9 protein-coding genes are annotated in these 12,763 nt (G+C 61.5%); 6 read left to right on the top strand and 3 right to left on the bottom strand.

Annotated features, from left to right (window positions below; genetic code table 11):
• Positions 1 to 2: 2 nt before the first annotated feature.
• Positions 3 to 1,172, top strand: a complete 1,170-nt coding sequence (locus B7Y43_RS15410) for a DUF885 family protein (RefSeq protein WP_374132561.1) — start codon at positions 3 to 5, stop codon at positions 1,170 to 1,172.
• Positions 1,169 to 2,731, top strand: a complete 1,563-nt coding sequence (locus tag B7Y43_RS15405; RefSeq protein ID WP_374132560.1) for a family 43 glycosylhydrolase — start codon at positions 1,169 to 1,171, stop codon at positions 2,729 to 2,731. Before B7Y43_RS15410 ends, B7Y43_RS15405 begins: the two co-directional genes overlap by 4 nt.
• Here the strand turns inward: B7Y43_RS15405 and B7Y43_RS15400 are convergent.
• Both B7Y43_RS15400 and B7Y43_RS15395 read right to left on the bottom strand, forming a co-directional pair.
• Positions 2,728 to 4,044 carry a polysaccharide lyase family 1 protein gene (locus B7Y43_RS15400; protein WP_374132559.1) on the bottom strand — a complete coding sequence of 439 codons (1,317 nt, stop codon included), beginning with the start codon at positions 4,042 to 4,044 and terminating at the stop codon, positions 2,728 to 2,730. The genes B7Y43_RS15405 and B7Y43_RS15400 overlap by 4 nt on opposite strands.
• Positions 4,045 to 4,104: 60 nt before the next feature.
• Entirely contained in the window at positions 4,105 to 7,446 is a 3,342-nt protein-coding gene (locus tag B7Y43_RS15395) for a TonB-dependent receptor (protein ID WP_374132558.1), read from the bottom strand.
• A 394-nt stretch (positions 7,447 to 7,840) separates the two neighbouring features.
• On the opposite strand from B7Y43_RS15395, the gene B7Y43_RS15390 reads away from it, so the two are divergent.
• The 4 genes from B7Y43_RS15390 to B7Y43_RS15375 all read left to right on the top strand — a co-directional run bounded on the left by B7Y43_RS15390 (position 7,841) and on the right by B7Y43_RS15375 (position 11,623).
• Positions 7,841 to 8,341 (top strand): DUF3489 domain-containing protein, encoded by a 501-nt coding sequence (locus tag B7Y43_RS15390; RefSeq protein WP_374132557.1) that lies wholly within the window; start codon positions 7,841 to 7,843, stop codon positions 8,339 to 8,341.
• A 2-nt stretch (positions 8,342 to 8,343) separates the two neighbouring features.
• On the top strand, positions 8,344 to 8,757 hold the full coding sequence (locus B7Y43_RS15385) for a DUF2924 domain-containing protein (RefSeq protein WP_374132556.1): 414 nt from the start codon (positions 8,344 to 8,346) through the stop codon (positions 8,755 to 8,757).
• Positions 8,754 to 10,532 carry a recombinase family protein gene (locus B7Y43_RS15380; protein ID WP_374132555.1) on the top strand — a complete coding sequence of 593 codons (1,779 nt, stop codon included), beginning with the start codon at positions 8,754 to 8,756 and terminating at the stop codon, positions 10,530 to 10,532. Before B7Y43_RS15385 ends, B7Y43_RS15380 begins: the two co-directional genes overlap by 4 nt.
• A 509-nt stretch (positions 10,533 to 11,041) precedes the next feature.
• The gene (locus B7Y43_RS15375; RefSeq protein ID WP_374132554.1) at positions 11,042 to 11,623 is read left to right on the top strand and encodes a hypothetical protein; all 582 of its coding nucleotides are present in this window, start codon (positions 11,042 to 11,044) and stop codon (positions 11,621 to 11,623) included.
• 372 nt (positions 11,624 to 11,995) lie between these two features.
• Here B7Y43_RS15375 and B7Y43_RS15370 read toward each other — a convergent pair whose 3' ends face one another.
• Positions 11,996 to 12,718, bottom strand: a complete 723-nt coding sequence (locus B7Y43_RS15370) for an IS6 family transposase (RefSeq protein WP_374132553.1) — start codon at positions 12,716 to 12,718, stop codon at positions 11,996 to 11,998.
• Between the last annotated feature and the right edge of the window lie 45 nt (positions 12,719 to 12,763).

Below are 12,763 nucleotides of genomic sequence, written 5' to 3'. Positions count from 1 at the left end.
GTATGACGCGGCGGGCCGTCATCATCGGCGGTGCCGTGTTCGCACTCGCCGCGCGTGCGGAAGCAGCGATCACGCTGTCGGCGGCGCTCGATGCAGCGGCGGCCGAGCGCGATCCGGCCAAGGCGCTGGCAATGCTAGACGGTTTCGATCCGCGCGACTTCCCGCCGGTTAGCGCGCTCGACCTTATCACCGCGCGCGCCGGACTCGCGGCAGACATCGCGCTGGCGAGCAATCCGAGCTTCGACCTCCGGCTGCAACGCCTGATCGGCACGCATCGTGGCGCAGCAGCGATTGAAAGGCGGCTGATCCGCGAACAACAGGTTGCGACCCTCGCTGCGCTGCGGCTGTTCGACACACTCGGCATCGGCGGCGCGACCCCGGGCGCGCGCTTCAGGCGCCTTTGGAGCGAGCTCGACGGTCGCTTCGCCGACAGCGATGCCGGGCGCGATGCCGCCATTGCCGCGATGAACACGACGCTCGACCGGCTGCGCGCGATGCTGCCGGCGCTGATTGGCCCCGTTCCCGGCTATTGCCGCGACGTGGTCGCGACGCGCGGATCGCCCGAGGAACAGTCATCGGGCAAGGTCGGCGCGCGCCGCTTGCCGATGCCGGGGCGCCCCGGCGCCTATGTCGTCGATCTCACGCGCATGGCCGATCGCCCGCGCTGCTCGCTGCCGAGCGTGGTCGCGCATGAATTGCTGCCCGGCCACATGATCCAGCTGCCGATCGAGGCCGCCGCCCGCCCGCACAAGCTGCGGCTCAGCTACGCGCCGGGCTTTGCCGAAGGGTGGAGCATTCACGCCGAGCGCTTGGTGGCGCGGGCAGGCGCGTGGGCTGATGATCCGCGCGCGATGCTCGGCTATCTCCACTGGCGGCTGTTTCGCATCACCCGCGCCCGCGCCGATATCGGCATTCACGTCCATGGCTGGTCGATCGACGAAGCGCGCGCGCGGCTGGACGAATGGCAGGGCGTCCCCGCCTATTTCGCGCCTTTCGAGACCGACCTGGCGCGCATCGCTGCCGAGCCCGCGACACGCACTGCCGAAATGCTGTTCGCGCTGGCGATCGAAGACGGCGCACGGGGCAAGCGGGGCGCGGCACTGATCGCCTTTCATCAGGCGATCCTGGTCGACGGCCGCATGCGCAGCGATGAGATTAGGAGACGTGCATGACCCTTTCCCGCCGCGATGCGCTATTGGTAACGGGCGCCGCTGCCCTCGCGACGGCCGCCAGTCCGGCGCGTCCGCCCCGCCGGGGTCTCGACAACCAACGCCTGCCCGATCTCGGTGATGGCCGCTTCCTCAATCCGGTGCTGGCAGGCGACCATCCTGACCCGGCGATCCTGAAGGACGGCAAGGACTATTACGCGACCTTCTCCAGCGCCGACAGCTATCCCGGCTGCATCATCTGGCACTCCCGCGATCTGGTGAGCTGGCAGCCGATCGGCCCGGCGCTCACCCGCAACATCGGTAGCGTCTGGGCGGTTAGCCTTGAAAAGCATAACGGCCGCTATTTTCTCTACATCCCGGTCAAAGCGCAGCAGAATTCGATCTTCGTGATCTATGCCGACAAGATCGAGGGGCCGTGGAGCGATCCCATCGACCTCAAGCTGCCACGCCACATCGATCCCTGCCACGTCGTTGGCGAAGATGGCTCGCGCTGGCTGTTCCTGTCGGGCGGCGACCGCGTGCGGCTGAGCGAGGACGGTCTGGCGACGGTCGGCAGTCCGGAGCATGTCTATGATCCGTGGCGCTACCCCGCCGACTGGGTGGTCGAGAGCTTCTCGCCCGAAGGCCCCAAAATCGCGCGGCGCGGCGACTGGTTTTATCTGATCACCGCCGTTGGCGGCACGGCGGGGCCGCCGACCGGGCATATGGTGATCGCCGCGCGGTCGAAATCGATCCACGGCCCGTGGGAGAATTGCCCGCACAACCCACTGGTGCGCACCCGCGACATGGCGGAACGTTGGTGGTCGCGCGGCCATGCCTCGTTGATCGAAGGGCCAGCGGGCGATTGGTGGGCGCTCTACCACGGTTATGAGAATGGCTATTGGACGCTCGGGCGGCAGATGCTGCTCGATCCGGTGGCGTGGACCAAGGACGGCTGGCCGCGCATGACCGGCGGCGACCTGTCCGCGCCGCTCGCCAAACCAAAGGGCGGGCAAGCGGTGCCGCACGGCATGGCGCTATCGGATCGCTTCGACAGCCTCGCGCTCGGCACGCGCTGGAGTTTCTTCAAACCAGGCCCGACCGAGGCACAACGGGTTACAGCGGCGAACGGCGTACTGACACTCGCCGCCAGCGGCACCGCGCCGGTCAATTCCTCGCCGCTGCTAACGATTGCCGCCGACATTGCCTATCGCTTCGAATGTTCGGTCGACCTCGACCCCGGCACCACGGCGGGGCTGGTGCTATTCTACGATGACAAGCTCTATTGCGGGCTCGGCTTCGACGCGAAGCGGTTCGTGACGCACCAATATGGCATCGAACGCGGGCGCCCTGCCAATCCGCATGGCACGTCAATGCGCATCCGCGTCACCAATGATCGCCACATCGTCACCTATGACACCAGCGGCGACGGCGGGCGGACATGGATGCGGTTTGATCGGGGCATGGAAGTTTCGGGCTATCACCACAATGTGCGCGGCGGCTTTCTGATGCTGCGCCCCGGGCTGTACGCCGCAGGCCAAGGCAGTGCGCGGTTCCGGGACTTCACCTACCGGGCACTTTAGGGCGCAGGCGGCACCAGACCGTTCAGATACGCCTCGATGTTCGTATAGCCATCCTTACCCGCCCCGGCGCTATCGTCCTTCGCCGGGTTCAGCCGATGCGCCTTTTCCCACGCATCGGGCATGCCGTCACCGTCGCTGTCCTTGGGCGCCGGCAGCGATTTGAGGTCGGGCCAGCCGCCCATTTCGGTCTGGCTGTCGATCTGGTGGCCGGTCTTGTCGCGCACGCCCGCCACCACCGCGAGGTCGACCGCGTCGCGCGCCTTCGACGCCCCCGCGCCTGCCAGCACCCGTGCGTAGGCGCTCGGCGCCGGATCGGCAGCAACCGGCGCCACATCCACCGGCGCGGCCAGCCGATACCCCGCAGGGCTGATCCCCGCGACCAGACTCCAAGGATCGGCGGGTATCGCACCATTCATGCTGTTGCCCGCGAAATAGGCGTGGGCAAGCGTGTTCGATTCCTCGAAGGCCACGAGCTTTTTCGACTGCGGCCCAGCGACATAGGCATTGTCGACGAAATTATAGCGCGACAAGGTCGCCATGTCGGCATTGTAGCCGGAGTGGCCGCCGCCCCAATTGTAGAAGACGTTTGAGCGGAAATCGAAGAACGCGCCAACGGGGTCGACGTCCGGCCCCGAGTAATTGCCCGGTCGCGGCATCCGCGCTTCGTGATTGGCCCACAGATTATGGTGCCAACTCGCCTTCGACCCGCGCCCGCCGCGGATCAGGCTGCCATAACCATGCTCACCCTTGGCATGCAGCGAATGGGTGAGCGAATTGGCGATGATCGACCATTGCACGGTCAGGTCGAACCAGCCCTCCCCCGGCTTGGTGTAATTGGCCGAGGCCGACAATGTCTCGTCGACCGACCAGCTGGCCGAGACATGATCGAGGATGATCCGGTGCCCGCCGACGACCCAGATCGCATCGCTTTCGGTCTTAGATTCATCGCCCAATCGCGAGCGGATATAGCGGATGACGACATCATCGGCCGCCACTTCAAGCGGGTAATCGCGCAGCGTAATGCCATCGCCCGGCGCGCTCTGGCCGGCAATTGTCACGCGCCCTTCGCGGATGCGCAGTGGCCTGGCGAGTTTGATCGTGCCTGATACGGCAAAGGTGATGATGCGTGGCCCCTTCGCTTCCACGGCAGCACGCAGGCTGCCCGTGCCACCATCGTCAAGCGTGGTGACGACCAACACACGCCCGCCGCGCCCGCCGAGTGCAAATCTTCCCGCCCCCTCGGCACCAGGAAAGGCAAGCTGGTCTGCGCTTGCCGATCCAGATGATACTAGCCCCGCCAACAAAGCAATCATGTATCGGTTGCGTGCCATGATTACCCGATCAAGCCTGAGGTTTGTGGAGCAATCTTTCGTTTAAAACACCAGTCGCAGCCCGGCGGTGACGATCCGGCCCGTTCCCGCATAAAGCGAACTGAGCTGATTGGCTTGGTAGATCGATCGGAATTGCGGCGTGTTGGTCATGTTTCGTCCTTCGAGCGACACCCGAGCCCATGATGTCAGCGCATAGCTCATCGAGAAATCGAGGTTGAAGGTGCTACCATTATAGCCAAAATCGGCGACGACAGGTGAATTGCATACGCCGCCGGCATTCGTGGTGAGTCCAACACTGCACGTCCCTGTCGCCAGCGGGAAGCGGTTCACATATTGCGTTCGATACGCCCCCGAAACCCGGGCCGAAAACTTACTGTCTTCATAATAGAAGGTGGCGTTGAAGGCATCAGGAGAGGTGTTCAGGAACGGTGCCGTGGCGAAGCTATTGATTGCGGTGCTCGCCGTCCCGGTCTGGGTTGTCGATAATGTCGTCCCGGTCAGGTAGCTTAGGCTCGATTCAATATGCGTGTAGTTGGCGGTAATGCCAAAATTGTCGAATGGCGCAGGCAGGAAACTAAAGTTCGACTGCACGTTGAGTTCAACGCCCTTGATCGTGCCGCCTGGCGCATCGTTGAACTGCCGCACTGCATAGACGCCATTCGCTTGGGTATATGCGAGCAATGTCGGGCTGGTGATCGTCGCTAGGATCGCTTGGTAGGTAGCGGCATCGTACACTGATGACAGCGGCACTTCGCCCGCCGTTTGTTGCGGGAAGTTGCCAAGGTTCTTCAGAAAGAATGCGACGGAGATCAGGCCGTTCTTGCCGAAATAGCGTTCGAAGCTGAGATCGAAATTATCCGCCCGGAACGGCTTGAGTTGGGGATTACCGACTGTGATCGCCGGTGCCGATCCATTGGCGGGCAGGCCCGTTGGGAAGGCAGTGGTGCCCGGTGTCAGCGATGCCAATTGCGGGCGTGCAATCACTTTCGATGCGGCAAAGCGGATCAGGAAATTAGGCGCAAAGGTCCAGACTAAGTTGGTCGATGGGAGTACATCGGTGTAGTTGTTGTTTGCCGTCACCACCACGCCAATCACGCCATTACCACCGCCACCGACTGATCCCGTCGCCGCCACATCGGTGTTGGCAACGCGCACGCCAATGTTGCCGCGGAAGGGACGGCCCAGCAGATAGGTGTTGAAATCAACCTGGAAAAATCCTGAAAGATCGCGCTCGGTCACCCGATTGGCGTTGCGACCGTCAGTGACCAGCCGGTAATCGGAAAACCGGTTTATGCAGTTACAGTCGATCCCGAAAGCGTTGATGAACTTGTTCAGATCGGGAACGAAAAAGCTGGTCGGCGTACCGGGCTGAAGGTTGATGCCCTGACCAAAGCCAACCACCCGGCCAAGTTCACTGATCGAGGCGATGCGCGCCTCTTGTAAGGTCGGGTTAATTGCCTCGACTGTCGTATTGTTGCGGCCCGACAGGCTAGAGTAGGAGAAGCGCTTCCAGGTGAGACCGGCACGCAGCGTATACTCGTCGCTGACATCCCAACTGAGATTGCCGCGGGCCACGGTAAAGGTGTTGCGGACATCGTCGGAAAAAATTCTAATCGTCGACAGTCCCTTCACCAACGAAAAGTTGTTGGGATTGGCGACGTCGAAACCGGGATTGAAGACAGGGATCATGCCCCCGCCACGCTCGTCATAAGTATAGCCGTCCTGGTCGATCGCATTGACCTCGGTCAAGAAGCCGAGTGCCTTGAATTCGGACTTTGAATAGCCGCCAGTAAATTCAAAATGCAGGTTAGACGCAAAGTCGTGCTTCACATTGGCCGTGCCTTGCCAGAACGTCGTGGTGCCGTTTTGCGAATCGGCGAAGCTGCGCCAATCGACATCGTCGAGCACCAGATAGTCTGCTTGGCCGGCCGCATTGACATTGGCGGCCCGGATCTTGGTGTTCGGGCGACCGATTAGTTCATTGTAAAAGGCGATCTGATTGGCATTTGCGATGAACCCTGGCGATACCGCCGAGTTGTAATAGTCGAACGGGTTCAGGTTGTTCGGATTGAAGCTGGCGCGGGTGCCCGCGACTAGGCCGCCGCCGTTCATTAATTGGCCGCAATCAAGCGTCGCCGACGGTGCGCAGTTTGGGTACAGCGCAATCCGGTCGGCCAGCCCGTTGGCGGTATTCGCCGCGCGCAGCCCGTTCGCCCCTGTCTGTGCAGCGCGGGCGTTGGTGCCATTGCGGTTCAGGCCGACAGTGGTGATGCCGCTCACCGTCGAATCTTGATTGTAGCGCGAATAGACGCCGTCGATGATGATTTCAGTGTGGTCGGTGGGCTGCCACTGGGCAGTCAGCGTCGCGCCGATTCGTTCATAGGAAAGCTCCTGCCGCGTGATTGAGGGGAGCGCCGGAATAATCGTGGTTGGCGTTACCAGCGCATAGGCGGCCGGATCGGAACCAAAGGTCGCGCCTGTCCCCGCCGTTGATGGACGGGCAAAACCAAAGGTCAAGGGCGTCACGCCATTCAACTGCGAATTGCGATAAGTATATTCGAACTGGCCGGGATTGCGCCGATAGGCATCAATCAGCTGCTCTTGCCGCTGATAGGCGAACGTACCCAGGATGCCGAAATTGTCGGTGATGTGCTGCGATACCAGCGCGGTCAGGCGCGGGTTGAAGCTATTGCCGTTCTCGCGATATTCTGTCTCGCCACCAAATGCATAGCGGTTCTTCTTGTTCGCGAGCGGACGCCCCGTGTTCAGATCGATGATCGCGCCGAGCGAGCCTTCATCATTCGATGCAGCGGTTGATTTGGTGACGGTGATCCCGCCGAACAGTTCCGAGGCAAAGGTGTTGAAATCGAACCCGCGCGACCGGTTGGCGCCTGAATCGGACTGGTTGCCGCCCGAAATACTCAGCGCGTCGGCACCGTTCAGCCGCACCTGCTGGAAATCGCCGCCGAGGCCGCGCACGGTAATCGTGCGGCCTTCGCCGTTGTCGCGGTCGATCGACACGCCGGGCAGGCGCTGGATTGATTCGGCCAAGTTTGCATCGGGAAAGTTAGCGATATCCTCCGCCGTAATCGCATCGATGATCTGGTTCGACAGTCGCTTTTTGCTTAGCGCGTCTTCCAGTGATTTGCGGAAACCGGTGACAACGATGTCCTTATCCGTTGCTTCGGCAGCATCGGCTGCCGTCGCATCGGCGGTTTGTGGCGTGCCCGATCCCGTGGTCGGCGTGATCTCGCTGATTGTGGCGATTTTCGCGGTCAAAGGCGCGGTTTGCTGCGCCGATGCGGGGGTAGCGATCGCCATGCTGGCGATGGCAAGGCTCAACGTGGAACCCGAAAGAAACAGTTGTGGTGCCTTGGTGATCATAAAACCCTCCCCCTTGTCGGCGATTTAACATCGCTCCTGACCGTATTGACACCGGTATCAATAAGACAAGTGCATTTCAAGAGGCATGTGAGCGACGTCAGTTTCAAGCGGGGATGCGGCTTCAGAAGCTGATCGAGTTCGATGCAATTAATGCGGTCTGTAGAAAACGAACGCGTTGCGCAAAGAAACCCGCCGGATTTGTAAGGGTTTCCAACGCAGAGGAATACGCCCTCCCTCACACAAACCATTCGACTTCGCTGGCGAGCAGAGCGACAGCTCGGGTCATGAGGAGTCGCGGTTGAGAGCGACGCAGCGCCCCGCCGATGGGATCGGCCGGGGCTGAGGCTGGTGGGGGCGGCACGGTGCCGCTCATCCGAGAACGGAAAGAACCATCATGCCCAAACTCAACGACACGCAGCTGATCCTTTTGTCTGCCGCCGCCAGGCTTTCGTCGGGCAGCCTAATGCCTGTGCCCGACAGTATTGCGGGCGCAGGCGACCGTGCCGCCAAAGCGATCACCGCGCTGGTGAAGCAGGGGTTGGTGGAGGAACGCGAGACCAACGATGCCGCCAGCGTCCACCGCAATGACGGTGATGTCCGCTACGGTGTGTTCATCACCGAGGCGGGCCTCGGGGTGATCGACACCGGGCGAGATGTGGAGGTGGAAGAACCCGCCGCGGCGACCGCAAAACCTGTGCGTCAATCAAAGAGTGCTACCCTGATCGCGCTGCTCGAACGGAATGACGGTGCAACCATGGCCGACCTGATCGGTGCCACCGACTGGCTGCCCCACACGACGCGGGCAGCGCTGACGGGCTTGCGCAAGAAGGGCCACGTCATCGAGCGCGGCAAGCGCGGGGACGAGACCTTCTACCGCATTGCGGCGACCGCCTGATCATGGCGAGCGTTGATGATCAACTGGCTGGGCTGGCGACACTGTCGTCAGCCCAGCTGAAGGAAGAATGGTCCAGGCTGACGAAGGCGCCGGTACCAAGGATCAGCCCGAAGATGATGCGACTGGCGCTCGCCTGGGAGGTGCAGGCAAAGGCCTATGGTGGCTTTGGCCGGGAGACGGTGCGCAAGCTTGACCAGCTGGCAGCGGCCAGGACCAGAACTAGCGCCGCACAGCCGGGGATGCGGCTGGTCCGCGAATGGAACGGCAAGGCCCATGTCGTGATTGTGGGGGAGGACAAGGTCATCCGCTGGAACGATCAGGAGTGGCGGTCACTGAGCGAGGTGGCCAAGGCCATAACCGGCACGCACCGGTCGGGGCCTGCGTTCTTCGGATTGAAGAAGAGGGCCGCCGCATGAAGACGGTTCGCTGTGCCATCTATACCAGGAAGTCGAGCGAGGAGGGGCTGGATCAGGCGTTCAACAGCCTTGATGCGCAGCGCGAGGCGTGTGCCGCCTATATCCTCAGCCAGGCCAGCGAAGGCTGGACAGCACTTCCCGATATTTATGACGATGGCGGCCTGTCGGGCGGCACGCTTGACCGACCCGCCCTGCAACGGCTGCTGTCAGAGGTGGCCGCGGGGCGGGTCGACATCATCGTAGTCTACAAGGTCGACCGGCTGACAAGATCGCTGCTCGACTTCTCCAAACTGGTTGAAGCGCTGGACAAGGCAGGCACATCCTTTGTGTCGGTCACCCAGTCGTTCAACACCACCACCAGCATGGGGCGCCTTACCCTCAACATGCTGCTGAGCTTCGCGCAGTTCGAGCGCGAGGTCACAGCCGAACGTATCCGCGACAAAATCGCAGCGTCGAAGGCCAAGGGCATGTGGATGGGGGGTAACCCGCCGCTTGGCTATGCGCCTGATGGGCGCAGCCTGGAGATCATCGAGGCGCATGCCGCGATCGTGCGCGATATCTTCGATCGCTACCTCAGGGTCGGGAATGTCAGGGCCGTTGCCGAAGAGCTGGCGGGGGAGGGAATAGGCTCACCGGTCAAGACAACGATCACCGGACGGCAGTTCGGTGGACTGCCGTTCACGCGTGGCCAGCTCTACGGCATTCTCAAATGCCCGACCTATGTCGGCGAGGTTCATCACCGCGATCAGATCTATCCGGGGTTGCACAAGCCCATCATCGACCGCGACATCTGGGAAGCAACGCAGGCCAAACTGGCTGACAACCTGCAAGGCCACCGCAGCGGTGCCCGGGCGGATCGCCCCAGCCTGCTGTCTGGCAAGATCGTCGATGCGAACGGCGCGGCGCTGGTGCCATCCCATGCCAGCAAGGGCAAGATCCGTTACCGCTATTACGTCACCCGCGACCTCCAGCACGGCGACGCTACAACCGGCATGCGGATACCAGCGCCGGAGATTGAGCTGGCGGTGCGCGGGGCCGTCGCTTCGCTGTTTGACGACGGGCTGGCGCTGGCTGCAACCGCTGGCTTGCGGGTGTCGCCCTCGGATATGGGCACGCTCGTCAGGCGATGTGCGGAGATCGACGCGCGCGGCCGGGCAATGATTCAGGACATCGTGCGGCAGGTCTGTATCTATGATGGCCGGATCGACATCCTGTGCTCGACTGACGCCATCGCCGAAGCGCTCAAGGTCGAGCGCGAGGATAACGCGCCCGAGACAATCTCGATCCAGTCGGCGGTCCGGCTGACGCGGTCGGGCAGGGCGATGCGGTTGATCCAGGATAACGGCGCAGCCGTTGCCGCAACCCCCAATACATCGCTCATCAAACTGCTGATCAGGGCGCGGCGGTGGTGGGCCAGGCTCCAGGTTGGCGACGTCGACATCAAGACGCTCAGCGAGGTTGAGGGTGTGGCTCCGGCTTACATCACCCGCGTACTCCGGCTCGCGTTTCTGGCGCCTGCCGTTGTGGATGGAATACTCACAGGCACCTTGTTGCCCGAGGTTGATGGTACTGCGCTCACGTCGACGGGGGCGATCTCACCAGCTGGAGCGATCAGGTTAGGCAAATGCTCCCGGCAGCGCGAGGTTGAGTCGGGTGGATTGCAGTCGGTCCGCTTTCCGGCTCTCAGCTGCAAAATCAGACTTTGGTTCACGAGTCGCTTTCTAGCTGCTTTGCACCTCGTTATCGGTCGTTCGCCTCCTCCTCGCTTATCCTGAAAGCCGCCATCCGTTTATGTGCTCACATTCGGCGGCGCGAACGACTGACTTGCGGGAGGCTTGCTCGAACGACAGCTCTAGAATTGCGAACTGAATAAGCCGACGTTTGACCGGAATTGGCTGCGCTGAGCAAAAGTCTCTGGGCTTCCTGGAACTTCGCATAACCGCTGCGACCGGCGTTGGCCCTGCCAGAGATCGACACGGAGAAGCCATACCCGCAAACGATAGCTGTATAGCCGCTGGCACTGGCGTTCTTCGATGCCGCGCACACTATGCCCGGGTTGCGAGCGGCACGCGCGAATCTCGAATCTGTATGTTACAATCGGTCACTGTCGGCAATGCAACCAAAGTGCGCCCGCAACTCGAGAGACTCAAGTCGCCGGTCCAAGTCGTGGCGCCGAACCGGTCGTTGCTGCCAAGCGCCATCGCGACAAACAATTCGCCCGGCGATTTCGCCCTATCGCCCCGCGTCCCAACACCTTATCTCTCTCAGCTTATGAGGGGATGCCATGGGCAGCGGTTCCGAAGGGATACCTGACGAGGTCCGGGGATGGATGAAAGGAGTTGCGCGCGAACGCGGTCCCGTGCCCAAAACAGACCAGATGTTTCGGCGCGGACGAGAGTATCACGAGTGCGCCCTGCGTTGCCTTGAGCTGCGGGACGGACACGGCTTCCTCTTTCAGCCAAGCCTCGTCCTTCTCGCGTTCGGCGTCGAAATCTATCTTAAGGGCCTACTTGCAATCGAAGGGAAGGATCCCTGCCGCGGAGGCCATGACCTCACCAAAATCTACGAGAGCCTTGAGGGAGAGCCACGGGCCAAGATTGCTGACCGTTATCGCCAACGCCACCACGGTCAGGACCTTCTCGGCGATTTACCGTCCTTTTCCAAACTCTTCGTGCAAGTTCGGTATGCCTATGAGTTGGAAAGCGCGCATGAGGCCGACATTTCGGGCGTCGCTCAATTGGCGTCGTCGCTCTACGACACGTGGACCGAATTGCAGCCAAGCCTGATTCAAATGGGGATCGTCCATGACCGGATCACGGCACTGAACCAAGGCACCCCGATTTTCGCGAGCAAGACATGTACTTGAGCAATCTGTTGCCAAAACCCGTTGCGGATGCACGATTCGTCGGCGGCCCCGATTCAAGCCTTGTAGAGAGGAAGAGCATGCTATGAGAGTAGACTTGCGAGGGGAGAGTCACGTGCTTCGTTCTATTGTGTGTATCGGCCTTCTCGCCGGCGTTGGCGCTCCGCGCTAACATGAAATCATTCCCCGTGTTTCAACAGCTCGACGTCAATGGATATGGGCTATACCCTGGCCCAACCGGCGGCACGCCCGGATTGCACATCGACTTTCGGCCCGGTCTGACGCTCGTCGTCGGCGCGAATGGGTTGGGGAGGTGCTGTCAGTCTTGTGCGAACCCGTCTCTCGACGATGCAGATCGGGCTTTGAGCGCGACGCTTAGCTGGCGAGTGATTGCCACTCGACCAGTGCGGCTGAACGGCGTTCCTTGAAGGTTTGGCGATCGACGACGTGGCGTTCAAGGTTGAAGTGATTATGGACGTTGGCGTGGACCGAGGCGAACTTTTGCAACGTCTTCATTCGCCTGAACCGGAGCATCGCGCGCTCCCTTCGTCGGAAGGGAAGGTGACTGTTCTCGACCCGATTGTTCGTCCATCGGCCAATCTCGCGACGATCCAGATTTCCCAATTCGCGCATGGCTGCGGAGTAGGATTTGAGCCCGTCTGTGACGATAGCGTCGGCCTGGCCGTGCCGCTTCAGCGCCTTCTTCATGAAGGTGAGAGCTGCTGATTTATCTCGCTTTTTCGTAACGTAGCTCTCGAGGATTTCTCCTTCGTGATCGACGGCGCGCCAGAGGTATACCATCTCGCCATTCAGCTTCACGTACATTTCGTCGAGATGCCAACGCCAGTGGCGAAACCCGCGCATCCGACTGATCCGTTGCTGCCGAATGTCGCCAGCGAACATTGGACCAAATCGGTTCCACCACATCCGCACGGTTTCATGACAGAGGTCGATTCCGCGCTCGAAGAGCAGGTCCTCGACATTTCGCAGGGACAACGGGAACCGCACATACATCAGCACCACCAGACGGATCACCTCGGGCGAAGAGTTGAAACAGCGGAACGGGGACGGAGGTTTGGCTCTCGATTTGCGGCTCATTCGCGTCCGCTATCAGCACCAGTCACCGACTGCCACATTGGTCTG

This window comes from Sphingomonas sp. 28-62-20, from assembly GCF_002281505.1.
This window is presented reverse-complemented; position numbering and strand designations above follow the sequence as displayed.